Below are 26,005 nucleotides of genomic sequence, written 5' to 3'. Positions count from 1 at the left end.
GGCTTGCCGGGCATCAGTAAAAGTGGATCAACTCATTCTCAGTGAAAAACTGTTCCACCCTGATTGAATTATTAGCACGCTACCATTTCAAATTTCAACATATGTCGAAATAAACATCTATTAACGTCATAGTTTATAGCATTTGATTCCAATCAATGCTGCTGATGCCCAATTTCAGCATAGCCTTGGCTATTCCTATTTCTTTGGGGGCTAAGGCACATGAAACTGATCTGGAAAGCGGGGGTTGCGGGCGCGGGAGCGTTGGCGGCAGCATGGCTTTTTGCGCTTTCGACACCATATTGGCTGACACCCGTGCAGGAAAACACCGTTGATGTCAGCGACAAAAAGCTAATCGCCAAAGGTGAATATGTAGCCCATGCAGGCGACTGTGCGGCCTGTCATACGGCCCCCGGCGGCAAAGCTTTTGCGGGCGGCTTGGGGATGCAAACGCCGCTTGGCACGATTTATTCAACCAACATTACGCCCGACACAGAAACGGGTATCGGCAATTATAGTTACAGCGACTTCGAACGCGCTGTGCGACAGGGTGTGCGCAAGGATAATGTTCACCTTTATCCGGCTATGCCTTTCGTTTCTTATACGGTGGTCAGTGATGACGATATCAAAGCGCTTTACGCTTTCTTCATGTCGAAAGTCGACGCCGTAAAGCAGGAAAACCAGCCAAGCACCTTGCCCTGGCCGACGAATATGCGCTGGCCACTCGCATATTGGCAGCTGCTTTTCGGAAATTCCCGCTCATTCGAAATCGCAGCCGATACCGACCCGGTCATTGCGCGAGGCGCCTATCTTGTAGAAGGGCTAGGTCACTGCGGCGCATGTCATACGCCGCGTGGATTGGCCTATGAAGAAAAAGCCGTAAAGAACGATCCGAAAGGCAGCTTCCTTTCCGGGTCAGTGCTTGAAGGCTGGTATGCGAAGAATTTACGCGATCAGGATACAGGCCTTTCGACCTGGGCCGAAGACGAGATTGTTACCTTCCTCAAAACCGGACGCACAAATCGGACGGCTGCATTTGGCTCTATGGCTGATGTTGTTCAACACTCAACCCAGCATCTTGAGGAAGAAGATTTACGCTCGATTGCGCGCTATGTGAAATCACTGCCACCAAGCGAGGGTCGCGAGAGACAGTGGAAGCCAAAGGAAGATGTCACAACAGCCGCGCTCAAAGCCGGTGATTTCAGTGCGCCGGGCGCCATGTCCTATGTCGAGCAATGTTCTGTCTGCCACCGTATGGACGGTAAGGGCGCTCCGCGCATTTACCCCGCACTTGCAGACAACTCTATCGTCTTCGCCGATGATCCAAGCTCGCTCATTCAGGTCACACTGACCGGCGGCAAAACGCCCGAGACCGCTGCGGATAAAATGGCTTTCACGATGCCCGGTTTCGCCAGTCTTCCTAACTGGCAGGTGGCTGAAATCCTCAATTTCGTCCGCAATGGCTGGGGTAATCATGGCAGCGTCATAACAGAGCAGGATATCGCGCGAATGCGGCGTGAAATTGCCCACAAACCTGTGCACTACGTTCCGGAGAACAAGCAATGAAAACCACCACGATTGTCGTTCTCGGTGCGGGATTTGCAGTGGCGGTAACAGGCGGTGCCTTCCTCTTCAACCATCTTCGACCAGTTCTGGACGCCCCGGCACCCGTGACCTATGCAGTGCTGGATAAAGATAAGAAGCAGGTCGGCACCTATGTCGTTCCACCAGACCGCGACATCCTGAAAGAACCCAATGCTTCTGACATCATGCAGGGAAAGCGACTGCTTAACGAAACAGCCCGCCTTCTTCCTGATAATGTCGGCAATGGATTGAACTGTAGTTCCTGCCATATAGGACAGGGCAAGGTGGATAATGTCGCCTCTTACATCAACACCAGCAATTTCTATCCTGCTGTTATGCCGCGTGCTGGAAAAGAAGTTGATCTGGTCATGCGCATCAATGGCTGCTTCCAACGTTCAATGAACGGCAAGCCTCTGCCACCGAAGGGGCCAGATATGACCGCGATGGTTGCCTACATGGACTGGCTCGGGCAAGGCGTGACCAAGGGAACCAAAGTAGCAGTCCGAAATGCTGGGCCTATCGATGACAGTCTCGTTCCAGATCCCACCAACGGAGCAAAGATCTACGCAGCGCAATGTTCGACCTGCCACGGCGCAGACGGAGAGGGCATGAAGGACATGGCTGGCGATTACATTTTCCCACCACTTTGGGGTGACGAAAGCTTCAACATCGGCGCGGGACTCGCCCGTACCTATAAGGCAGCACAGTTCGTAAAATATGCAATGCCACCTGCACAGAACCACAACTTGCCTATAGGTCAGGGCGGTGTCCTGACCGATCAGGAAGCCATTGATGTGTCGGAATATTTCACCCACATGCCACGACCGGATTTTGCCGGAAAGGTGAAGGATTGGCCAAACAGCAAGAAGCCGAAAGACGCCCGATATTGAGGGCATAAGAAAACAATAACGCTCTGGACCGATATACGGCCAGAGCGCCTATTTAGAGCGCATCCCGAAAAGTGTGAAACGGTTTTCGGACAAAGATGCGCGTTAAAACAAATATTTAGAGCGCCGATCTGTTCCAATCAGATCGGCGCTCTAAGAGACTGCAATGTCGCAGAAACACTGATGTCTCCGGGTCAGCCAATGGCCGATAGACGCTCACGATACTTATCGACAATGACTGCCAGAATAATAACGAATCCCGTAATCATCTGGCGCATGAAGTCGCTAAGGCCAAGCAAAACGAGACCATTGGCGAGCACGCCGATAATCACCGCTCCAAGAAGTGTTCCCAGAATGGAGCCTCGTCCGCCCGTCAGACTGACACCGCCGATGATAACTGCGGCGATGGCGTTCAGCTCAAAACCGATACCGATGATTGGGCTCGCGACGTTCAGGCGCGCCATATAGATGATTGCACCGATCCCAACGGCCGCACCAGCAATCGTGAAAGCAGCAATTTTATACCAAAACACCGGATGCCCAGCCAACCGCACCGCTTCTTCATTGTTGCCAATGCCATAAAGCAGACGACCAAAAACAGTCCGATTAAGTACAAACCAGCTTATAGCCACCATCGCCAATGCGACGAGAAAGGCTAGTGGTATTCCGAACAGAGTCTGCGAACCAAACGCATTGAAAGCAGGCGGAAAGGAATAGATCGCACGTGCATCAGTCACCTGCAGTGCTGCACCTCGCGCGATGTTCAGCATACCCAATGTCACGATGAAAGACGGCAGCCCCCAATAGGCGCTTATGAAGCCGTTAACAAACCCGCAAGCAATGCCCACCGCGATGGACGCGAGTGTGGCAAGAGCAACGGCTTCGACAACGCCAAGTCCGGGTAGGTTCATCACCGTGCCACCGACCACGGCACACAGGGCCAGAACCGAACCCACCGACAGGTCAATACCGCCAATCAATATGACAAAGGTCATACCTATCGCCAGAATAAGATTGATGGTCACCTGGGTGAGAATGTTGGTGATGTTATTGAACGACAGGAAATGCTGCGTGGTGAGTGAGAACACTACGATGAGCAATAAAAGCGCCAGGGCAATGCCAGAATCGCGCAAAAGATTTGCGAACCGAATTGAAGAAGAGCGGTTCGGAGCGACATTAGCCATGGGCTGCCATTCCTTGTTCTGAAGCATGCAATTGAGGTTTTAAGGTCTTGTAGGCGAGATTGAGAACCCGCTCTTCCGAAAACTCTTCGCGTTTCAATTCCCCGGTAATTATGTGGTTGGCCATCACGAGGATACGATCTGACAGGGCCATGAGCTCCGGCAATTCGGAAGAAACAACGAGCAGTCCCTTGCCCTCAGCGGCAAAAGAACGAAGCAGCGAATAGATTTCCGCTTTAGCTCCCACATCGACACCGCGCGTGGGTTCATCAAGCAAGAGGATAGAGGGTGAACGGGCGAGCCACTTGGCCAGGACAACTTTTTGCTGATTACCGCCTGACAACGTCGCAACGTGATCACCAAGAGCTCCGAATTTCAGTTTCAGATCAGAAGCTTTTTCTTTTGCCAGTTTTAACTCCGATTGGCGATCCAGAACGCCAAACCGGGAGACGGCTTTCATATCGGCAAGGCTGATATTTGCTGCAATCGGCATTTCGAGGATCAGACCTTCGTCTTTGCGATCCTCAGTTACGAAGGCTATTCCCGCTTCAATTGCTTCGGCTGGAGAACGGAGCGTGGTTTTCACATCCTCGATGAAGACATCGCCTGAAAGAGCTTTATCAATCCCGAAGATCGCGCGCAGCAATTCGGTACGGCCTGCGCCGATCAGTCCACCAATACCGAGAATTTCCCCTTTGTGCAGAGAGAAGCTCACGCCATTTGGATTGGGAGATTTCGAATGCCTTAGTCTATCCACGCGCAACAACACTTCCGCCGTCGCCGCCGAAGGAACTTTTGCATGCATGGGATCGACCAGATTACGCCCGACCATACCCTGGATGAGATCGTCACTATTGGTTTCACTGATCGGCTTCGTAAACACGGTCTTGCCATTGCGCATGACTGTAACTTGCTGACAATGATCAAATATTTCATCCAGATGATGCGAAACGAAGACGATGGCCACACCACGCGCTTTCAACAGATCGAGCAGCTCGAAAAGGCGGCGTGCTTCATGCGCGGTCAACGTCGCTGTCGGTTCATCAAGGATCAGGATACGGCTATCACTCATCAATGCCCGGGCAATTTCAACGAGCTGACGATGTGCAATACCCAGACGCTCGACCGGTGTCGCTACATCCACTTCATCAAGGCCGATTGTATCAAGGGCAGCGCGTGCTTTTTGCTTTAAGGTCGTGCGATCGAGGATTCCGAGGGCATTTCTTGGCAGATTTTCGAAGCAGATATTCTCTGCAACAGACATGTAAGGAAGCTGACTGAATTCCTGATGAACAACCTGAACGCCTGCCTGCTTGGCTTCGCGTGGAGAAGCAGGCTCGTAGGATTGACCATCCAGCGTCATAGTGCCGTCGTCACGCTTGATAATGCCACTCATTATCTTGATAAGCGTCGATTTCCCCGCACCATTTTCACCCACAAGCCCATGAATTTCACCAGGTGTCAGTTCAAGATCGACACTGTCCAAGGCAACAATGCCGCCGAAGCGTTTCCGAATTCCTTTGAGTGAAAGGATCGGGGCAGATTGCGCGTCAGCGCTGGCCTCGCCCATAGCTTTTCTCCGGTTGAATGGTGGTGGCTCCATCCTTATGAAGCCACCACTCGACTGAGATTACTTCAGCTTATCAGCCGTAATCAGCTCCAGATCGGTTTTCACCCAACCTGTAAGCGGTGCACCACCGGCAACCACTTCAAGTGCCTTATCGATACCCATAGCAGCCATCTGCGATCCAAACTGGTCAACCGTAGCCAGAACCTTTCCGGCTTTGATTTCCGGCTGTATCGCAGGCAAATTGTCGAAGCCCACAACCTTGATATCGTTCCGCTTGGCCGCGTCGAGTGCTTTAACAACGCCAAGTGCCATCGAGTCATTTGCGGCCATTACGCCCTGGATATCAGGATGTGCGGTCAACATATTCGTGAATACCGAATTGGCTTCCTCGGTTTCCCAATGAGCCGTACGAGAGTCGAGTACGTCCAGACCGCCCTCTTTTGCAGCATCATCGAAACCAAGCTTGCGCTGCACAGCATTATCGGCACCGGGATTCCCCTCAAGCATCACGACCTTGCCGCCTTTGCCGATCGCCTTGGCAAGTTCGTCACCAGACATTTTTGCACCGGCACGGTTGTCCGGGCCGACAAACGCCAGCTCAAGCCCTGCATCCTTCTTGGCCTGCGCATCAAGCTCCACGTCGATGTTCACAACCACGATACCCGCATCAACCGCGCGTTTTAGCGGGGGAACCAATGCGCGTGAATCTGCCGGAGCGATGACGATGGCATTCACACCCTGTGTGATGAAATTTTCGACAGCATTGATTTGGGTTTCGATGTCTGTTTCGGACTGCATACCCACGGCCTTCAGCTCGTAGGTGCCCTTTTCCTTATTGTGGGCCTGTGCCCCTTCGAGCATGTTCTTGAAGAACTCGTTGGCGAGTGATTTCATCACAAGACCGACGACAGGTTTATCGGCAGCATAGCTGGCTACCGGAGCTACGATCAATCCACTCGCCACAGTCGCTGCGGCAACAAAAGCTTTAAAGCGCATTCTTTCCTCCCCGTCCGTCGCTTTTTGTCTTGGACAAGACCTGCGACGATGTTGACGATTGGCCCAATAATTGTCCCGCGAGCGGCTTGCTCGGGAAACATCTCTCCTACCCAATGGTCGACATACTTATAACATGGCAACCACACGCCCAATCAAAAACAGAATAGAATTTTCGAGTCAATATGAAACGGTTCATTGATAAGAATCGTGATTTCATTGAAATGCCTCCCAATTTTTGCGACTTCACTGAAGTAATGATCAGATTTTCAAGCCACATCACGTTGTCTGAACTGCTGGACAAGAGAATTTTCAGTTGTTACGTTTACAAGATGAACCGTTTCATTTGGAAAATGTAACATTATTCCAAAAGGGACGGCTCGGTCTTTGGGAGAAGAGGAGGAGTTTTCAATGAAACGATTACTAGCCGCCATTTGTATAGCAGCGAGCACTTTACTCGTGCTACCGGCACAAGCCGCCACTGAAAAAATGATCATTGATACCGATTTCAGCACAATTGGTGACGATGGTCAGGTCCTGATCATGGCTGCACAGCTCTACAAGCAAGGCACCATTGATCTCCTGGGCGTCACTGTTGTCACAGGCAATAACTGGCTAAAGCAGGAAGTGGCCGATGCGCTTCGCGCCGTAGAACGCCTGGGTATCGAGGATAAAGTTGGTGTCTATGCGGGAGCCAACCTACCGTTGGTACATGATCCCCGCAGCTTTGAAAGCGAGCGAGCGCTGTTTGGCTTTGGCGAGAGCTACAAGACGGCTTTTCATCGTCCCGAACCGACCGAAAAAGACTTGATCGCTCCGCCGGATGGCTTTGCAAAAAAGGCAATACTCGAAAAAGAAGACGCAGTCGATTTTATAGTCAATACGGTCAAGGCCAACCCGAATGAAGTAACGCTTCTGGTTATTGGTCCTGTCACAAATGTCGCTCTGGCCATTCGCAAGAATCCGGAGATTGTGCCGCTTATCAAACGCATCGTGTATATGGCGGGCGCTGTCGACGTAAAAGGCAACACGACACCAGCAGCCGAAATGAATGTCTGGGTCGATCCGGAAGCCGCACGTATCGTCATGCGCGCGCCAATTGAACAGGCTATGATTCCGCTGGATGTCACCGATATCACGCAGCTTGATAAAGAGACATTTGACCGGGTGACTGCAGGTGATGGACCAGTTCAAAAGCTTTTTGCAGATAGCTGGATGGCTGAGACCTTTGCGAAAGACCCGAAAGCCGGCGCAAGCGTCTTTGATACGCTCGCTCTGGCCTATGCAATTGACCCGAGCTACGCAACGAAAGTGGACGATCTTTATATGGACGTCGATATCGCTTTTGGCCCAGGCTATGGGCGTACTCTTGGCTATTGGCAGAAGCAGCCGACGCCGCTATTGCAAAAGATGAAAGTTGTCAAAGAATTCGACAAAAAGCGCTTCTTTGATCTCTATGTGGATTTGATGCAGCGTCCAGTGCCAATCAAGTTCGACAAATAGAACTTAGAGCGGCTCCAGTTAAGACTTAATCGTTGGAACCGCTCTATCTACTTTTTTACGCATTATCCAACGCAAAACCACTTCGCACTTTTGCTGGAAATGCTTTAATTCCTTGCCTCTCTCGATTTATGGGAGAGGCAAGAAAGTAATTTGCAGGACAGGCATTCATGGCGACGATAAAGGATGTTGCGAAGCGGGCTGGCGTATCGGTCGGAACGGTTTCGCGCGTGCTGAGCAACAATCCTTCCGTCACACCTAAAATGCGCGAAGCGGTCGGCGAGGCAGTCTCTGCGCTTGGATACCGACCGAACAATCTTGCGCGAGGATTGCGGCGACACCGCACCAATATGATCGCGCTTGTCTTGCCCGATATAACCAACCCGTATTTCTCTGAGCTGGCTCAGCGCATTGAGGCTGCGGCTTATAGCTATGGGCATCTTGTCGTTTTGGCAGATACGCATGGCGACCCGGCGCGTGAAGAACAACAGATACTCGGGCTGCGAGCGCACCTGCCCGCAGGTTTTCTGATTATTCCCGTCAATGCCCACTCTCTCAGCTCTTTGACGGGTTCAATTCGAACAATTGCACTTGATCGCCCCTACGGTAGTCACCCACTTGTTGCGGTCGATCATTATGCAGGCGGAGAACTGGCGGCGCGTCACCTACTTGGACTTGGACACCGAAAGATTAGCTATATTTCTGGCCCATCCAATCTGACAATCTCCGCTGAACGGCGGAAAGGGTTTATGGATTATTGCCAACGTGCCATTCAATCTGGAGAGGCAGAGATGCCTATGCCCGAATTGCTGGAAGCTGGTTTCGACTATAATTCAGGCGAGGCATTGGCCGCGCAACTCTTTATGCGAAAGCGGGAAGAGTTGCCGACAGCTATCGCAGCCTCCAGTGATCAGCAGGCAATTGGCATCATGCGCGGGGCGTCTGATTACGGCATCTCCATTCCCCGCGATGTTTCCATCATTGGCTTCGACGACATTCCGCTGGCTCGTCTTACCACACCACGCCTTTCGACGATTGTGCAGCCTGTTAAGGCAATAGCTGAGAACGCCGTCGCCACACTTTTGGGAACAGATGCACCGCAACGCTCAATTTTGCTTACACCCACAATCAAGTTGCGCGAAACCACGATCAAACTCTAAAGCGTGTCGTGTTTTATCATATCCATGAGACACGCTTTAAGTCTTTGTTTTATGAACCTTATATCCCAAACCCGCACCCACTTTTGGGGATCGCTTTAGTTTTGAGACTCTCTTTTTATGATACGAACTGCACCTGAGTTGACTGAAGTGTTGTTTGGCTGGTCGTTCCTCGGCACAACGATAAGCCGTTTATCGGAGCGATTGGCAGGTCTGGAATAATCAGTGCGCTGCTCCGGTCGTGGGCGGGTTCTTTCGCGGTCTGATCTGTCCCGATATGATCTGTCGCGGTATGATCTATCACGGTAGTAACGATCATCTCGATAATACCTTGAGTTATACCTCGGCCCGCTACGGTAAATAATATCTGGTCCAGAATAGAAATCACCATATGCAGGACCATAATTACGATAACCATCGTAGGAATACGACTCGCTCACGCATCCAGACAGAGAAAATGACAGCAAGGCGATCACGCCCATCGACGTAAATGCTTTGAAATTGATCATGATCTTTCTGCCTTCTTTGCTCAATGTTATCTAGTTACAATCCTCCTTCTGATGAAGGAGGGCAAGTCACGAAATTCTATCCGCATGTTACTGTCCGAGATATCAGGCAGATAGATCAGGCTTTCAGTCACTGTGATTGCGCGTGCTGAGAACATCGGCAATCCCTCAACAATAGTAAGCGCAGCTTGGTTTCACAAAAGAAAGGCGCCCTTCATCGGAAGAGGCCGCCTTTCTTTGGCGCAAAACCCGAATCCTCAGAGATCAACCGGCTTTCCAGAGTCTTCTTCTTCAAGAGTCACCGCCACATCGGCATTGGCTGATAGCCGGACCTTATCGTCGCTCTCTATATCGGCCACAAAGCCAAGTTCGATATAATGATGATGATTTCGGTGGGCTTCCGAATTGTCAGTTTTCTTCAGCTTGATACGATTCCCTTCAAGCCGATCGACCGTTCCAACATGAACGCCATCCGCTCCTATCACTTCCATATTCTCGTGGATTCTGTGCTGCATTGTCATTTCCTCCTTGGAACCAATCCAGTGCAGGGAGTCAGATAGTGCGTAGATGTGTAGAGACTATCCCCCAGATCGAATTAAGATTATCATTTCGCCAATGTCGGCGTCGGCACAGAATCGTTCCACCCTCCTGTTCTCCCATCAGTCTCACTTCGGCTTCGCAGTTGCAGTCCGTCTAACTTGCAAAAGGTCTGGCTATTTCCTAGACCTAAGGCAGAGCCATACTATCGTGGTGAGCAATTCAGTCTGGGGACATGACGGCTAATTTTCGAAATACACTGCTTTCACTCGTTATCTCGAATAACCAGTCGGCCTTTCCTCTGATGATGGACGCCAAGTCGGACGATGCCATTGGGTTGCTGCGCGCTTAGCCCCGCAGCGACCCTCAAATTCCAGTCACACTGAATACGAAAAGTCCTGCCGGGCGACCGGTAGTTCCAACGTTTGGGATTTATTATGGCTATCTGGACTGAATTGGCGCGTGCCAGCAATGATGCTGGCGACGAAATTCTCTTGCGCCAAAGAGACGATATTTTCGAGATCCGATATAATGGTCTGGAACTCATGTCGAATATCAACTTCCAATCTGAGACCGTTCTGGCGGAACGATCGCTGAGGCTGCTTGACCGTGCCCCGAAGAGAGTCCTGATTGGCGGACTCGGTATGGGTTTCACGCTCCGGGCTGCTCTGGATTATCTCCCGATTGATACCGAGGTTACGGTCTGTGAGCTCGTGCCTGAAATAGTGGAATGGAATCGTTCTCGCATTGGCCACTTGGCTGGTTTCCCGCTTCATGACTACCGCGTGAAAATTCGGATCGGCGATGTAATGGATACCCTCAGTCAGAACCAGGCGACATATGATCTGATTTTGATGGATACCGATAATGGTCCTGATTTTCTGGTCCGAAGCACGAATGATGCAATTTATGCAGATCACGGTCTGACTGTGGTAGAAAACGCACTCACATCTAACGGTATAGCGAGTTTCTGGTCTGCAACTGCATCACCCGAGTTTGAAAAGACACTTGATGCCCTGGGATGGGAGTGGAGCCGTCAGGATATCTGCCTGATTGGCGGAAGAGCCGATGCCTTCCATTACATCTACTTCGTCAACCAAACTCAGACCTCTGAAAAACTCGGTTCAATAATCAAAGCAGCCAGTGAGCTCAATCAACTGGCCAGTGTTTAACGAAGTCAATCTGGGAGATGGTCTCAAGATTGTCTCCCAAACTCACTTCTCCAAAGGAAATATTGTGCGATCGCCACGGTCGCATTCTCCCATGCTTATAGACACTGGCGATCTGCAAGGAATGCGGATAAATGCACTTTGATAAATATGAGTATGAGGGGTCTATGTCTTACTTCCCGAAATGGCGTCTTACCAATAACAGCATAGTATTGCCTGATGAAAGGCTTCCGACAGCAGCGGCTGTGCCGATGGGCATCCAGCATCTGTTGGCAATGTCCGGCTCGACAATCGTCGCCCCCTTACTTATGGGGTTTGATCCGAATGTTGCGGTGTTCTTCTCAGGCATCGGCACATTGTTGTTCTTCCTGATGACCGGCGGTCGCGTACCGAGCTATCTCGGCTCGTCTTTCGCTTTCATTGCCGTCGTCATTGCCGTCACCGGCTATTCCGGAAGCGGCCCCAATCCCAATATCGGTCTGGCACTTGGCGGCATCATCGCCTGTGGCGCACTTTATGCCGTCATCGGTCTGGTGGTGATGACGATCGGCACAGGCTGGGTTGAGAAACTCATGCCGCCTGCTGTCACGGGTGCGATCGGCGTTGCCATCGGCCTGAACCTTGCCCCTGTGGCTGTGGGTCAGCTCAAGGGCACAGGCGCGCATATGACCATCGCAATGCTGACGGTCCTCTGCATGGCTATGATTTCAGCCTATGGTCCGCTTGCCACCAAACGCATTGCGGTGCTGCTCGCACTTCTGTTTGGTTATTGCCTTGTGCTGATTTTTGGCAATGGTCTCGGCATGGTCCCTGGCATCAATTTCTCAGCGGTCAGTGCAGCTCCATGGTTCGGTTTGCCCGCTTTTGCAAAGCCGGTTTTCACCTGGCCCGCTATCACACTGATTGCACCTGTTGCGATTGTTCTTGTTGCTGAAAACCTTGGGCACATTAAAGCGCTTGGCTCGATCACAGGTCAGAATATGGACCGCTATATCGGTCGCGGCTTTCTGGGAGATGGCCTTGCAACCATGATTTCCGGTTCCGGCGGCGGTACCGGTGTTACCACCTATGCGGAAAATATCGGCGTCATGGCCATGACCAAGGTCTATTCGACCCTGATCTTCGTCATCGCTGCCGTAGTCGCCATTGCACTCGGCATGTCACCAAAGTTCGGCGCAATCCTGCAGACCATTCCAGCACCTGTTCTCGCAGGTCTTGCAGTATCGGTCTTCGGGCTTATTGCATCCGCGATGGCACGCATCTGGGTGGTGAACAAGGTCAATTTCGCCGACCCGCGCAATCTCTTCACAGTGGGCGTGGCGCTGATTTTTGGTGCTGGCGACTTTACTGTCAATATTGGCGATTTTGCGCTGGGTGGTATTGGCACCTCCACTTTTGCAGCTCTGATAATCTATCAGCTGCTCAGCATCGGACGTCCAAGCGGCGATGAAAAAAGCTAAATAATAGTGTCGCGCAGAACCTTTAAGGTTCTGCGCGACACGCCCCCGCCCACATCAAGCGTCCGCTTTTATCAAGCGCGACGCGTGCCTGACGAAACGATATCGAGATAAACGGCCAGCACCAGAATACTGCCCTTGATGATCTGCTGCCAGAATGTATCGACCCCCAGCATCGACATGCCGTTGTCGAGGCTGGACATGATCAGCGCGCCGACCAGCGCACCAATGACCGATCCCACACCACCACGCATTGATGTACCGCCGATAAAGCAGGACGCAATCGCATCCAGTTCACCGCCAAAGCCTGCAGATGGTGTCCCAGCCGCAAGACGCGCCGTTGTCGTCAGACCGGCAACCGCAGCCATCAAACCCATCAGCGCAAACACCGCCATTTTGACGAAATTCACATTGACGCCTGAAAAACGCGTGGCTTCAAGGTTCGAACCGACCGCATAAATGTGTCTTCCGAAAACCGTCTGCCGCGAAATGACAGTGAAAACACCCAGAATGACCAGCAGCACCAGAACTGGAACTGGCACGCCCTGATAGCTGTTGAGGATCAAAATAAAGCCGAGGATCAGGACGCCTGTGCCAAGAAGACGCGCAGTTTCCATCGCCGGTGAAAGGGTTTGCAGACTGTGCTTGCGCTTGCTGGCACGAGTTCTGAGCGTAATCAGAATAAGGACCGTAAAGAGCACCATAGCGCAGACATTGCCAAGCCAGCCGGGCAGATACCCTTGTCCGATATATTTGAACTCCGGCGAAATCGGCGCAATCGTCACACCGCCCATGATGCCCAGCACAATGCCGCGAAACACCAATTGCCCACCAAGCGTGACAATGAACGAGGGAATACCGAGATAGGCTGTCAGCCAGCCGTTAAAGCCGCCCAAGATCACGCCAAGAACAAGAACCGTGCTGACCGTGGCCCATAGCGGCCAACCATAAACCACATCGAGCACCGCCGCGACACCACCAAGAAGTCCAAGCAGTGCCCCGACGGACAGGTCGATTTCACCCGCGACAATGACAAACACCATCGCCGAAGCCAACATGCCTGTAATCGCCATCTGACGCAGAAGATTGGAGAAATTGCGCGCTGTCAGAAACTGCGACCGCCCCATTTCCGGGTCATAAGTCATTACGGCAAAGAATGCCCAGATGAGGGCCACCACTATCAGCAGCGCCACGATCTTGTATTCTGCGAGGAATTTTCTGAGGCTTTTGCCTGTCAACGTCATGTCATGCACCGGTTAGATTAGTTGCAGATCAGTCTTCAAAGACTAGGCCGCATTGGTTGCAGGCTTGCCGATTGCAGCGGCAAGAACCTTCTCCTGGGTGAGATTTTCATTTGGGAAATCGCCGCGTAATTTGCCCTCGCCAATCACAAGGACACGATCGCTGATGCCAAGCACTTCCGGCATTTCCGACGAAACCATCAAAATTGCCACGCCTTGTTTAGCGAGTGCGAATATCAGCTTATAAATCTCATATTTTGCACCGACATCGACGCCACGTGTCGGCTCATCGAGTATGAGGACCTTGGGATCAGGCAGCATCATTTTTGAAAGCACAGCTTTCTGCTGATTACCGCCAGATAGTGAGGCAATCGCCAGCATTGGATCGGCAGTTTTCACTTTAAGCCGCAAAATCTCGCGCTGAATGGTTGCAAGCTCTGATTCCTTATCGATCAGGCCGCGCAGCGAAAAACGATCCAGCACAGAGATCGTCATATTATGGCCGACCGGCATGATCGGAAGGATGCCATCGCGCTTACGGTCCTCGGGCACCATGCAAATGCCCTGTCGCACAGCATCGCGCGGCGTACGGATTTTGATTTCTTTGCCGTCAAGAAAGACCTGCCCCTCATGGGCTCCCGGCCACACACCAAACAGGCTCGATACGAGTTCGGTGCGCCCCGCACCCACAAGACCCGCAATGCCCAAAATCTCGCCACGCCTGAGCGCAAAGGAAACATTGTCGACCACCTTGCGGTCGGGATTGGTCACGTCCCAGCAGCTCACATTGCGGGCTTCAAACATCACCTCACCAATGTTATGCGGCTCGCGCGGGAAGAGGTTCTTCATCTCGCGCCCCACCATCATGGTGATGATGTCAGGTGTGGTCAATTCAGCCATTGGCCTCGTCGCGATATGCGCGCCGTCACGGATGACTGTCACAGTGTCGGAAATCTCCGCCACTTCATCGAGCTTGTGCGAGATATAAACGCAAGCCATGCCTTGCGCTTTGAAGTCTTTGATCAGGTCAAGCAGCACCCGCGTTTCAGATGCGGTCAGCGCCGAGGTTGGCTCGTCAAGGATCAGCAGCTTGGCGTTTTTGTTGATCGCTTTTGCGATCTCAATCAATTGCTGCTTACCGCCGGAGTAATGATAAACGGGCAATGCAACATTGATGTCATGGATCTTGAGGCGTGCGAGCAGTTCCGTCGCCCGCGCATTCATCTGATCATAATCGATGAATCCGCCATTGGTTGGCTCGGAACCCAGAAAGATATTTTCAGCCACGGACAGATGCGGCACCATCATCAGCTCCTGATGGATGATGACGATACCGGCGGCTTCCGTGTCACGAATGCCGCTCGCCTTTAGTTCGTTGCCTTCCCAGAATATCTCGCCAGTCCATGTGCCATAGGGATAAACACCCGAAAGCACTTTCATCAGGGTGGACTTGCCCGCCCCGTTTTCGCCGCACAGTCCGACACATTCTCCCGCGCGCACTTTCAGGTAAATGCCATCCAGCGCCTTCACGCCGTTGAACTCTTTACCGATGTTTCGCATTTCCAAAAGATATTCGGACATCAACAACGACCTTGCAGTATTTTCAAAACTTGGCTCGATGCTGAGCCCTAAGAAGGCTCCTGAAAGCCACTCATCTGGAGAGTTCTAGCCGACAACGCTGTCAAAGACAGGCCTGACAAACTTGATGTGAGGCCAGACGTCGGAAGCATGAATTCCCAACATCCGGCCCCGCATTTTATTCTCAGCTTTGCAGAAAAGAGGGCTTATTTCCCTTCGATCTGCTCCTTGGTGTAGAAGCCGTCGGTCACGTAGATGTCGATATTGTCCTTGGTCACAGCCGTTGGCGTGAGGAGAAGCGTATCAACTTCCTTGGAGCCGTTGTCGATCTTGCCGTTGAATTCCGGCTTTTCGCCCTTCACCATCTGCACGGTGAGCTTGGCTGCTTCTTCAGCGATCAGCTTGAGTGGCTTGTAAACCGTAACGGTCTGCGTACCATCAACCAGACGCTTCACGGCTGCCAGATCGCTATCCTGACCGGAAACAGCAGTCTTGCCAGCAAGGCCCTGTGCTGCAAGTGCCTGAATTGCACCACCAGCAGTACCATCATTGGAAGCAACAACCGCGTCAACCTTGTTCTGTGCAGCGGTCAGCGCGTTTTCCATGATCGAAAGTGCTTCAGTCGGGCTCCATTCCTTGACCCACTGCGAGCCAACGATCTTGACCTTACCTGAATCAACAGCTTCTTTCAGCGCCCGTTCCTGACCAGCGCGAAGCAGCTTCGCGTTGTTGTCGGTAGGCGATCCGCCGAGCAGGTAATAATTGCCTTCCGGCTTTGCCTTCAGCACAGCCTCTGCCTGCATGAAACCAACGCGCTCATTGTCGAAGGAAATGTAAGCGTCGATATCGGCATTGAGGATCAGACGGTCATAGGAAAGAACCTTGATGCCGGAAGCCTTTGCGTCGGCAACAACCGCGTCAAAGACCTTTGAATTCATCGGCACGATCACGATGGCATCGACGCCCTGCGAGATCAGGTTTTCGACCTGCTTGACCTGCTTTTCTTCGTTGCCGTCAGCCGACTGAACATTGACTTTGGCACCGAGCTTCTCTGCTGCCGCGATGAAATAATCGCGGTCGCGCGCCCAGCGCTCAACGCGCAGATCGTCAATGGAAAAACCGATAACCGGATTTTCCGGCGATGCAAAAGCTGGTGTTGCACCCATTGCTCCAATGCCGAGAGCTGCTGCAACCAACGCGCCTGTTAGAAAATTACGACGTTTCATGCACTGTTCCTCCAATCACCGCCGGCATTATGCCGGTTGATATAAATTCCTCGCCCCGAACGAACCCGCCCCCGGAGTCTGGCACGACAAAGCAGCTCCTGACGAAGCTGCTTGATTTCATATCTGGCTGATCCTCCCTGCGGTGCAATGCACCAAGACCACTCCAGTGAGTCTCACCCGTGAAGGTGCAAGATCTCATCCTCGGATGCAATTGATACGTGAACAAAAATGAATAGCAAGCATTTTTTGATTTACGTACCTCATTTTTGATCCTATGTTCCGCTCCGAGGAGTGAGAATGAAACCTACCGTGCATGATATAGCCAGAACTGCGGGCGTCAGTCTCGCCACGGTTGACCGTGTGCTGAACGATCGCCCTGGTGTGAGAGCAAAGACCCGCGACCGTGTTACGGACGCGATGAACACGCTTGGCTATGTGCGTGATGTGGGTGCTGCCAATCTTGCGCGTGGGCGGCTTTATCAGTTCGATTTCATTTTGCCGGATAATGAAAACACCTTCATGCAGAGCCTTCGCGCAGAGCTTGAAGCGGCAACAGAACGCGGGCTCTCCGAGCGTGTTCTCATCAATCTCGTGCTTGTGCCGGCATTTGATGACGCAGCCCTTGTTAGAGCATTGGATGCAAGTGCAGAACGCAAACCCGATGGTGTCGCCTTTGTTGCGGTCGACACCGACCCGGTACGCGACGCCTGTTTACGCCTTGCAGAACAGGGCGTTCATGCGGTTACGCTTGTTTCCGACCTCGGCAATTCATCCCGCGCACATTATGTCGGCATCGATAATGGTGCTGCTGGCCGCACTGCGGCACGCTTGTTGGGCCTTTTTGCAAGCGGTACCGATGGTGCCATTGCGGTTATCGCTGGCTCGCTGAAAGTGCACGACCATCAGGAGCGTTTTGAAGGCTTCAAAAGTGCTATGGAAACCGACTTTTCCGGGCGTGAGATTCTGCCGGTTCTGGAGGGCTTCGATGAAGGCGCGCGCGTTGAAAAGCTTGTGCTTGAACTCCTTGAAAAGCGAAAAGACCTCGAGGGAATTTATAGCTTAGGTGCAGGTAACAGTGGACTAATCCGGGCACTCGCGGCCTCCCGAAATGACAGTCGGCCCCTGGTCATCGCCCATGAACGCGACGATATCACATCGCAGGCACTGAAAGACGGTCTTGTGCATGCGGTACTTGCGCAAGACGCGGGCCATGAAATCCGCAGTGCCATTCGTGTTCTCAAAGCAACGGCGGATCGCCTCGCCATTGTGCCGGGACAGGAACACATCCGCATCGAAATCTTTCTCAAAGACAACCTGCCACAACTCGACTGAGGCGCAGGCCAAACGACAATTCCACAGGAGCGACTATGTATCTCGGCCTTGATCTTGGAACATCCGGCGTAAAGGCGCTTCTGATCGACAGCGAACAGAAGTTGATTGGCTCTGCCCATGGTGAACTTGATGTTTCACGCCCGCACCACGGCTGGAGCGAACAAGATCCTGCACAATGGATCAGGGCATGCGAAACAGCCATTGACGGCCTGCGCGCAGCGCATCCAAAAGAGTTTGCAGCCGTTGCAGGCATCGGCCTTTCCGGTCAGATGCATGGCGCGACTTTGCTTGATGAAAGCGATCAGGTGCTTCGCCCTTGTATCCTGTGGAATGATACACGCGCCTATAAAGAAGCGGCAGAACTTGATGCCGATCCGGCCTTCCGCGCGATCACCGGCAACATCGTTTTTCCGGGTTTCACAGCGCCTAAACTCGTTTGGGTTGCCCGCAATGAGCCGGATGTTTTTGCGCGCACCCGCAAGGTTCTTCTGCCAAAGGATTATCTGCGTCTCTGGCTGACCGGCGAACATGTATCTGACATGTCGGATTCGGCGGGCACAAGCTGGCTCGATACCGGCGCGCGCAAATGGTCGACTGAGCTTTTATCAAAAACCGGGCTGACTGAAAACCATATGCCTAAGCTTGCCGAAGGCAGCGATGCAACTGGCACCTTGCGCGCCGAACTCACCGCCCGTTGGGGGCTTACAAATGCTCCTGTCGTTGCAGGTGGCGCAGGCGACAACGCAGCCTCAGCCTGTGGCATGGGAACGGTCCAGCCCGGCCATGCTTTCGTTTCACTCGGCACATCCGGCGTGTTGTTTGCCGCCAATGGTGCCTACCAGCCAAAGCCTGAAAGTGCCGTACACGCGTTCTGCCATGCCCTTCCCCACACATGGCACCAGATGGGCGTCATCCTGTCTGCCGCGAGCGCGCTCGACTGGTTTTCCCAAATCGTTGGCGCAACCCCGCATGCGCTCGATTCCGAGCTTGGCGACACACTCAAGGCACCTGGGAGTGTAACATTCCTGCCTTATCTTTCTGGTGAACGCACGCCTTACAATGACGCAAAAATTCGCGGTGTCTTCAGCGGCCTTGAGCATGAAACAGACCGCAAGGCGATGACGCAGGCTGTGCTTGAAGGCGTGGCCTTTGCCATTCGTGACAATCTCGTAGCACTGCAATCGGCAGGCACGGAGATCAAATCGCTGATCGCAGTTGGTGGCGGCTCAAGGTCTGGCTATTGGCTGAAATCAATTGCCACCGCATTGAATGTTCCGATTTCACTTCCCGAGGAAGGCGACTTCGGTGCTGCATTCGGTGCCGCGCGCCTAGGCCTGATTGCTGCAAGTGGCGCCGATCCTTTTGCGATCTGCACACCGCCACGCACAGCCCGCACGATTGAACCCGAACAGTCGCTGATCTCGTCTTACAACGAAGCTTATCAGCGCTACCACGCACTTTATCCCGCGCTGCGTCCACTCGCTTAACAAGCAGGACCACAGCGTCACCAGCATCAACATTGGAGGAGCATGATGAGCACCGGATTTTTCGGCGACATCCAGAAAATACGTTACGAAGGACCAGACAGCGACAATCCGCTGGCATTCCGTCATTACAATCCAGACGAGATTGTTCTTGGCAAACGTCTGGAAGACCACCTGCGCTTTGCGGTCGCCTATTGGCATACATTTGCATGGGAGGGTGGCGATCCTTTTGGCGGACGTACCTTCGACCGCCCCTGGTATAAGGACGACCTCAAAGCTGCAAAGCTGAAGGCCGATGTGGCGTTTGAATTCTTCTCGCTTCTCGGTGCACCTTTCTATTGCTTCCACGACGCCGACGTCCGTCCGGAAGGCGATAGCTTCGCTGAGAACACCAAAAACCTCGAAGCGATCGTCGATGTTTTTGAGCAGAAGCAGGCCGAAACCGGCATCAAGCTTCTATGGGGCACAGCCAATCTCTTCTCACATCGCCGCTATATGTCTGGTGCTGCAACCAATCCTGATCCGGAAGTGTTCGCTTTTGCAGCAGCCACAGTCAAAACCTGTCTCGACGCAACCAAGCGTCTTGGCGGTGACAATTACGTGCTTTGGGGTGGTCGTGAAGGTTATGAAACCCTTCTCAATACCGATTTGACACGCGAGCTCGACAATATGGGCCGCTTCCTCAACCTCGTGGTCGAATACAAGCACAAGATCGGCTTCAAGGGCACGATCCTGATTGAGCCAAAGCCACAGGAACCAACCAAGCATCAGTATGATTATGATGTCGCAACGGTTTACGGTTTCCTCAAGCGCTATGGCCTCGAAAACGAAGTGAAGGTCAATATCGAACAGGGCCATGCAATTCTTGCCGGTCATTCGTTCGAGCATGAGCTGGCGCTGGCCCGCAGCCTCGGCATTCTCGGTTCCATTGACATGAACCGCAACGATTATCAGTCGGGCTGGGATACAGATCAGTTCCCAAACAATGTGCCGGAAATGGCGCTCGCCTATTATCAGGTGCTGCTCGACGGCGGCTTCAAAAATGGCGGCACCAATTTCGATGCCAAGCTGCGTCGCCAGTCGCTCGACCCGCAAGATCTGTTGATCGGCCATATCGGCGGCATGGATTGCTGTGCACGTGGCCTTAAAGCTGCTGCCCGCATGTTGGAAGACGGCGCACTATCGAAGCCACTTGATGAGCGCTATGCCGGATGGTCTGGCGATTTCGGCAAGAAAGTCGCAACCGGCATGTCGCTGGAACAGATTGCTTCAGAAGTCGAAACAAAAGACATCAATCCGCAGCCACGATCCGGTCGTCAGGAGTATCTGGAAAACGTGGTCAACCGCTACGTTTAAAGCATTTCCAGCAAAAAGTGCGAAGCGGTTTTGCGTGGGATAATGCGTGAAACAAACAAAAGTCCCGCTCAAAGAGCGGGGCTTTTCATTTAATTCGATGCCACCTTATGCGGCGTCCGACAAGCGGCAAAACGATCAAGCGTCTGGTCATAGGCGGAAGTCTTGACCGCCATCATACCAAGCACCGTGTGGAACAGATTGTCATGCGATGACGGTTCTGCCGTCGTCTTGCGCAGACAATCCAGATTCAAGCCCGTATCAGACACATATTCCGGCGCAAACCACGTGATGAACGGTATATGAGTCTGCTGCGATGGCGCGATGAAATAGGGAGCCGCGTGGAGGTATAGGCCGTCCTCACCAAGCGACTCGCCATGGTCGGACATATAGATCATCGCGGAAGCAAATTTGTCCTCATGCGCTTTGAGAAGATCAATCACCTCGGACAGAATATGATCCGTGTATAGGATCGAATTATCATAGGCGTTGACGATCTCTTCCTGCGAACATTTAGCGAAATCGTTGGAGCGGCAATCCGGTTTGAAGCCTGCATATTCTGTCGGATAGCGGCGATAATAAGCCGGGCCGTGACTGCCCGTCATGTGCAGAACGATTGTCGCATTGCCGGAAACTTCGTTCAGCTCTTTTGACAGACTATCTACCAGTATCTGATCGATACACTCACCGCCTTCGCAATAGCGCTTGTCCTGCGCGCCCTGCAAATCAATCAGCTTGATCCGCTCAGCAACGCCTTTGCTGCCGGTATTATTCTCGTACCAGCTGACTTCAACGCCTGCATGTTTGAGCACATCCATCAGGTTTTCCGAGCCTCGGAACTTTGTATTGGAATAGTCATCGCGGGTGAAAGGCGAAAACATGCAAGGCACTGAAACGGAAGTTTCCGTGCCACAGCTCGTCGTATCAGTAAAGGCAACGACGTCGCGCTTCTTCAATTCCGGATTGGTTTCACGGTCATAGCCATTGAGGCTGAAATTCTGCGCACGCGCCGTTTCACCCACAACCACAACCGTGACCAGTTTTTTGCCTGCTGGCAATTGCGTCAGTGTCTGTTTGGCATCCAAACCCAGCGGTTGCATCGGGATATCGCGATTTTTATACACATGCGAAACATATTGGATCGTGCTGGTGATCGGAGTGCTTGGCATAAGCTTCTGTATGATATCAGCGCCATGTTCACGGAACATGGATGAATAGGCCGCATAGTTTGTCCCGAGTATGACGACAGCGGCAATGAGGCAAGTGAAGATGACGCCTGCATTGACCATCAACTTTCCAAGCAGCCGACGGTGCTTAACGCGCACCCAAACAATCAACAGCGACGGAACAACACCGTAAAACAGCATGTGCCATAGGAAGCTTGGTGTCAGCAATGCCCCGGACTCAGCCTGCGTGGTTGTAAGCGCCGCTTCAATGACATTCTTGTCGATGATCGTGCCAAATGTATCCGTGAAATAAGAACCACCGGCTGCAATTATCACGAATACGATAAGCATCGGCTTGATGACGTATTTTGCCGAAAACAGCACAAAGAGCGCCACGTGCAGCAGCAACAGCGCAGTCAGTATGCCTGCAAGCCTTAATGGCGCATCAGCATAATAAGTGCTGATTGCATGCCAGAAGGACCTGTTTGTGAAAATGAGAATGTAGAGTGCTGTTAAAAGGCACAGCGGTCCACTGGCAATTGTGGGGCGGAATTTCTGCATGGCACACGCTTTCGAACGGCTTTGAATTCGCGTGCCTTACCGGGCCGACAGATCCAACGGGTCAGCTATATCAGGCACATCTCAGTCAAACATGAAATCAAGATGGCTTTTCTACGGCGGTTAAATTGGACCACTGGCCAGGCCGTAACGCACAAACAAAAACGCCGCCATAAATGGCGGCGTTTTGGAATTTGAATTAATGTCAGAGACTAACCCATCCACCATTTTTGTTGGAGGATCGGACGCAAGCATCGATGAATGCGACGCCTTTGACACCATCGTCGACGGTTGGATACATGACAGCACTGTCAGGCTTGGTATTGTCACGCTTGGCCTGAATGGCATTGGCGGCTTCAACATAGATTGTCGCGAACGCCTCCAAATAGCCTTCCGGATGGCCGCCCGGTACGCGCGTAACGCGGGTTGCGGCATCCCCAACACCTGAACCGCCACGCGTGATCAGCCGCTTCTGTTCACCAAACGGCGTGAACCACAGCCGGTTCGGGTCTTCCTGCGCCCATTCGATTCCACCTTTGGTGCCATAAACGCGAAGACGCAGCGCATTCTCATTTCCGGGTGCGACCTGACTGCACCAGAGCATCCCCTTGGCGCCGCCTGCAAAACGCAGCATCACATGCGCATTGTCATCAAGACGACGACCGGGAACAAAGCTATCGAGATCAGCTGCGAGACTGTCCAGCGTCAAACCAGTCACAAACGAAGCAAGATTGAAGGCATGCGTGCCGATGTCGCCCGTTGCGCCACCAAGGCCGGACTGGGCCGGATCAGTGCGCCAGACAGCCCCCTTGGCACCGGTTTTTTCCACCGCTTCCGTCAACCAATCCTGTGCATATTCCACCTGAACAACACGGAGATCACCCAGCTCGCCATTCGCGATCATCTCACGCGCCTGACGGACCATCGGATAACCGGTGTAATTATGGGTCAGTACAAACAGCGCGCCGCTCTCATCGGCCACTTTCTTGAGCTTCTTCGCATCAGCCAATGTCGAGGTCAGCGGCTTGTCGCAGATCACGTGAATGCCCCGCCGTAGAAATTCCTTGGCCGCATCGTAATGCACATGATTTGGCGTCACGATGGCCACCGCCTCAATGCCGTTCTTGAGGCGCGCTTCACGAATTGCCATTTCCTTGTAGCTTGAATAGATCCGGTCTTCCGCAAGGCCAAGCTCACGACCGGAGGCTTGCGCTTTCTCTGGCGACGAAGACAACGCTCCCGCCACCAGTTCAAAGCGATTGTCGAGCCGCGCGGCCATGCGATGCACGCCCCCGATGAAAGCCCCCGCACCACCGCCAACCATACCTAAACGAATGCGTGGATTTGCGGTTTCTTTGGTTTTTGCTTCAATGGTCATTGTGTCTGCTTCCCCTCAAAGCCCCAGCATGCGCCGATTGGCTGCATCATCGGTTCCGCCAGCAGCAAAGTCATCGAATGCTTTTTCGGTCACGCGAATGATGTGGTGCTTAACAAACTCAGCGCCTTCACGCGCACCGTCTTCCGGGTGCTTCAACGCGCATTCCCATTCGACCACAGCCCAGCCATCAAAATCATTGGCAGCCATCTTCGAGAACACCGCGCCAAAATCAACCTGACCATCACCAGGCGAACGGAAGCGACCAGCGCGGTTGACCCAACCCTGATAACCGCCATAGACGCCCTGACGCCCGGTTGGATTAAACTCGGCATCCTTGACGTGGAACATCTTGATGCGGTCTTTGTAGATGTCGATATTGTCAAGATAATCGAGGCATTGCAGCACATAATGTGACGGATCATAGAGCATGTTCGCGCGCGGATGGTTTTTAACGCGCTCCAGAAACATCTCGAATGTCACGCCGTCATGCAGGTCTTCACCCGGATGGATTTCATAGCAGATATCCACGCCATGTTCGTCCGCATGATCGAGGATAGGTGTCCAGCGACGAGCCAGTTCGTCAAATGCCGTTTCAACCAGACCAGCAGGACGCTGCGGCCATGGATAGATAAACGGCCATGCCAAAGCGCCTGAAAAGGTCGCGTGAGCACCAATGCCCAAGTTGCGCGACGCCTTGATAGCCATCTTCACCTGCTCAACTGCCCATGCCTGACGTGCCTTGGGATTGCCGCGTACTTCCGGCACTGCAAATCCGTCAAAAGCTTCGTCATAGGCCGGATGCACGGCAACAAGCTGGCCTTGCAGATGTGTTGAAAGCTCAGTCACCTCAACGCCATTTTCGCGTGCGACGCCAGCAAACTCATCGCAATAATCTTTGGATTCCGAGGCCTTTTTCAGATCGATCAACTGGCTCGCCCATGTCGGCACCTGTACACCGGCATAGCCTTTTTCTGCGGCCCATTTGGTGATGCCGTCCCATGTATTAAATGGCGCTTCATCGCCCGCAAACTGCCCGAGAAATATCCCAGGCCCTTTGATCGTTTTCATCAAAAGTCCTCCAACTGAAAATTCTAACCGATATCGGGAATAAGGGCCTAAAGCCCTCAAGCGTTAAACTGCGCGCCCGCCAAAGCAGACGCGCAGATGAGTATTAGAACGGAGAATCCGGGAAATAGAACTGCTCGGCGTTATCCTTGGTTACCAACGTGGCATCGAGGATATAGTTGCCGCTCACTGGAATCTGATCGTAGAAATGACCGGCAGCAAGCTGCATGGCGGTTGAAACCATCGCAGGTGGATAAAGAACATCAACCGGCATAAGCTTGTCGCCATCCATGACCTTCTTGATCATATCCTTGGAACCAGCACCGCCGATGACATACTGGATATCTTCACGGTTGGCCTGCTTGATCGCTTCGAGCACACCAACAGCCATGTCATCATCCTGACACCAGACGACATCGATCTTCGGATATTTCGTCAGGAAGTCCTGCATCACGCGGAACGCATCGTCGCGGTTCCAGTTGCCATATTGGCGATCAAGAACCTTGACGTTCGAGCCTTCGATACCCTTGTCAAAGCCGTCCTGACGCTGCTGATCGATAGGGATCGGCAGGCCGCGAATGACGACAACCTGTGCGTCTGGCGTGGTCTTCTTGATGTATTCGCCAGCAACCTGACCAAGTGCCGGATTGTTGCCTGCCACATAAAGATCGCGGATGGAGTTGTCGTTGTTGCTTGGCGCGCGATCGACCAGTGCCACAAACGTACCCTTGTCCTTGATCTCCTTGATAGCATTTACAAGCGGATCGGGATCGGATGGCAGCACCACAAGACCGTCCAGACCCTGCACAGCAAGATCCTGCAATGCATTTGCCTGGCTGGCCGCATCCGGCGACGTCTTGACGATGACGTTAAGGCCCGGGTGCTCAGCCATCAGAAGCTTGGCCACGCGTTCGGCATGATAGACCACACCAGCAGTCCAGCCATGGTCGGCTGCTGGAATAGATACGCCGATAGTGACCTTCTTGTCCTGCGCGCTTGCAATGCCCGTAAAGGCCAGCGCACCAGCGGCCAATGCTGCAAAAGCAACGCCTAAAAGTTTTCCTCGCATTATTTCCTCCCAAATGT

20 protein-coding genes are annotated in these 26,005 nt (G+C 52.8%); 9 read left to right on the top strand and 11 right to left on the bottom strand.

Going from position 1 to position 26,005, the window contains the following annotated elements; genetic code table 11:
• Nucleotides 1-219 precede the first annotated feature (219 nt).
• The gene (locus tag ACSME1_RS14685; RefSeq protein ID WP_024897681.1) at nt 220-1,563 is read left to right on the top strand and encodes a c-type cytochrome; all 1,344 of its coding nucleotides are present in this window, start codon (nt 220-222) and stop codon (nt 1,561-1,563) included.
• Entirely contained in the window at nt 1,560-2,471 is a 912-nt protein-coding gene (locus ACSME1_RS14680) for a c-type cytochrome (RefSeq protein WP_024897680.1), read from the top strand. Before ACSME1_RS14685 ends, ACSME1_RS14680 begins: the two co-directional genes overlap by 4 nt.
• Nucleotides 2,472-2,662: 191 nt before the next feature.
• On the opposite strand, the gene ACSME1_RS14675 is transcribed toward ACSME1_RS14680, so the two are convergent.
• The 3 genes from ACSME1_RS14675 to ACSME1_RS14665 are packed head-to-tail and all read right to left on the bottom strand — an operon-like array spanning nt 2,663 to nt 6,215.
• Nucleotides 2,663-3,652 carry an ABC transporter permease gene (locus ACSME1_RS14675; protein WP_024897679.1) on the bottom strand — a complete coding sequence of 330 codons (990 nt, stop codon included), beginning with the start codon at nt 3,650-3,652 and terminating at the stop codon, nt 2,663-2,665.
• Nucleotides 3,645-5,219 carry a sugar ABC transporter ATP-binding protein gene (locus tag ACSME1_RS14670; protein WP_024897678.1) on the bottom strand — a complete coding sequence of 525 codons (1,575 nt, stop codon included), beginning with the start codon at nt 5,217-5,219 and terminating at the stop codon, nt 3,645-3,647. Before ACSME1_RS14670 ends, ACSME1_RS14675 begins: the two co-directional genes overlap by 8 nt.
• Before the next feature lie 60 nt (nt 5,220-5,279).
• Nucleotides 5,280-6,215, bottom strand: coding sequence for a sugar ABC transporter substrate-binding protein (locus tag ACSME1_RS14665; RefSeq protein WP_024897677.1), 936 nt, complete (start codon nt 6,213-6,215; stop codon nt 5,280-5,282).
• Between the two features lie 408 nt (nt 6,216-6,623).
• Here ACSME1_RS14665 and ACSME1_RS14660 point away from each other — a divergent pair, with 408 nt between their 5' ends.
• Together ACSME1_RS14660 and ACSME1_RS14655 are read left to right on the top strand one after the other, a co-directional pair.
• Nucleotides 6,624-7,715, top strand: a complete 1,092-nt coding sequence (locus ACSME1_RS14660) for a nucleoside hydrolase (RefSeq protein WP_024897676.1) — start codon at nt 6,624-6,626, stop codon at nt 7,713-7,715.
• A 167-nt stretch (nt 7,716-7,882) separates the two neighbouring features.
• Nucleotides 7,883-8,872, top strand: coding sequence for a LacI family DNA-binding transcriptional regulator (locus tag ACSME1_RS14655; RefSeq protein WP_024897675.1), 990 nt, complete (start codon nt 7,883-7,885; stop codon nt 8,870-8,872).
• A gap of 760 nt (nt 8,873-9,632) precedes the next feature.
• On the opposite strand, the gene ACSME1_RS14650 is transcribed toward ACSME1_RS14655, so the two are convergent.
• Nucleotides 9,633-9,890 (bottom strand): DUF2171 domain-containing protein, encoded by a 258-nt coding sequence (locus ACSME1_RS14650; RefSeq protein ID WP_024897672.1) that lies wholly within the window; start codon nt 9,888-9,890, stop codon nt 9,633-9,635.
• A gap of 459 nt (nt 9,891-10,349) precedes the next feature.
• Between ACSME1_RS14650 and ACSME1_RS14645 the strand changes: the two genes are divergently transcribed.
• Together ACSME1_RS14645 and ACSME1_RS14640 are read left to right on the top strand one after the other, a co-directional pair.
• Nucleotides 10,350-11,084 carry a spermidine synthase gene (locus ACSME1_RS14645; protein WP_024897671.1) on the top strand — a complete coding sequence of 245 codons (735 nt, stop codon included), beginning with the start codon at nt 10,350-10,352 and terminating at the stop codon, nt 11,082-11,084.
• 164 nt (nt 11,085-11,248) lie between these two features.
• On the top strand, nt 11,249-12,541 hold the full coding sequence (locus ACSME1_RS14640; protein WP_024897670.1) for a solute carrier family 23 protein: 1,293 nt from the start codon (nt 11,249-11,251) through the stop codon (nt 12,539-12,541).
• Nucleotides 12,542-12,612: 71 nt separating this feature from the next.
• Here the strand turns inward: ACSME1_RS14640 and ACSME1_RS14635 are convergent, their stop codons facing one another.
• The 3 genes from ACSME1_RS14635 to xylF all read right to left on the bottom strand — a co-directional run bounded on the left by ACSME1_RS14635 (nt 12,613) and on the right by xylF (nt 16,583).
• On the bottom strand, nt 12,613-13,782 hold the full coding sequence (locus ACSME1_RS14635) for a sugar ABC transporter permease (RefSeq protein ID WP_024897669.1): 1,170 nt from the start codon (nt 13,780-13,782) through the stop codon (nt 12,613-12,615).
• Nucleotides 13,783-13,824: 42 nt separating this feature from the next.
• Nucleotides 13,825-15,360 (bottom strand): xylose ABC transporter ATP-binding protein, encoded by a 1,536-nt coding sequence (locus tag ACSME1_RS14630; protein ID WP_024897668.1) that lies wholly within the window; start codon nt 15,358-15,360, stop codon nt 13,825-13,827.
• Nucleotides 15,361-15,563: 203 nt separating this feature from the next.
• Nucleotides 15,564-16,583, bottom strand: a complete 1,020-nt coding sequence (gene xylF, locus ACSME1_RS14625) for a D-xylose ABC transporter substrate-binding protein (RefSeq protein ID WP_024897667.1) — start codon at nt 16,581-16,583, stop codon at nt 15,564-15,566.
• 297 nt (nt 16,584-16,880) lie between these two features.
• Here xylF and ACSME1_RS14620 point away from each other — a divergent pair, with 297 nt between their 5' ends.
• The 3 genes from ACSME1_RS14620 to xylA are packed head-to-tail and all read left to right on the top strand — an operon-like array spanning nt 16,881 to nt 20,755.
• On the top strand, nt 16,881-17,915 hold the full coding sequence (locus tag ACSME1_RS14620) for a LacI family DNA-binding transcriptional regulator (RefSeq protein WP_024897666.1): 1,035 nt from the start codon (nt 16,881-16,883) through the stop codon (nt 17,913-17,915).
• Between the two features lie 35 nt (nt 17,916-17,950).
• Nucleotides 17,951-19,402 carry a xylulokinase gene (gene xylB / locus ACSME1_RS14615; RefSeq protein ID WP_024897665.1) on the top strand — a complete coding sequence of 484 codons (1,452 nt, stop codon included), beginning with the start codon at nt 17,951-17,953 and terminating at the stop codon, nt 19,400-19,402.
• Between the two features lie 45 nt (nt 19,403-19,447).
• The gene (gene xylA / locus ACSME1_RS14610; protein ID WP_024897664.1) at nt 19,448-20,755 is read left to right on the top strand and encodes a xylose isomerase; all 1,308 of its coding nucleotides are present in this window, start codon (nt 19,448-19,450) and stop codon (nt 20,753-20,755) included.
• A gap of 89 nt (nt 20,756-20,844) precedes the next feature.
• Here the strand turns inward: xylA and ACSME1_RS14605 are convergent, their stop codons facing one another.
• The 4 genes from ACSME1_RS14605 to ACSME1_RS14590 form a co-directional block, all read right to left on the bottom strand.
• On the bottom strand, nt 20,845-22,479 hold the full coding sequence (locus ACSME1_RS14605; RefSeq protein WP_024897663.1) for a phosphoethanolamine transferase: 1,635 nt from the start codon (nt 22,477-22,479) through the stop codon (nt 20,845-20,847).
• A gap of 202 nt (nt 22,480-22,681) precedes the next feature.
• Entirely contained in the window at nt 22,682-23,854 is a 1,173-nt protein-coding gene (locus ACSME1_RS14600) for a Gfo/Idh/MocA family protein (RefSeq protein WP_024897662.1), read from the bottom strand.
• 15 nt (nt 23,855-23,869) lie between these two features.
• Nucleotides 23,870-24,922 carry a sugar phosphate isomerase/epimerase family protein gene (locus ACSME1_RS14595; RefSeq protein ID WP_435655421.1) on the bottom strand — a complete coding sequence of 351 codons (1,053 nt, stop codon included), beginning with the start codon at nt 24,920-24,922 and terminating at the stop codon, nt 23,870-23,872.
• 103 nt (nt 24,923-25,025) lie between these two features.
• The gene (locus tag ACSME1_RS14590; protein ID WP_024897660.1) at nt 25,026-25,988 is read right to left on the bottom strand and encodes a substrate-binding domain-containing protein; all 963 of its coding nucleotides are present in this window, start codon (nt 25,986-25,988) and stop codon (nt 25,026-25,028) included.
• Nucleotides 25,989-26,005 lie beyond the last annotated feature (17 nt).

The organism is Brucella pituitosa (genome assembly GCF_965577835.1).
GTDB classification, from domain to species: domain Bacteria; phylum Pseudomonadota; class Alphaproteobacteria; order Rhizobiales; family Rhizobiaceae; genus Brucella; species Brucella pituitosa.
The sequence above is the reverse complement of the archived record's forward strand: the minus strand, read 5'-3'. Positions and strand labels throughout refer to the sequence as shown.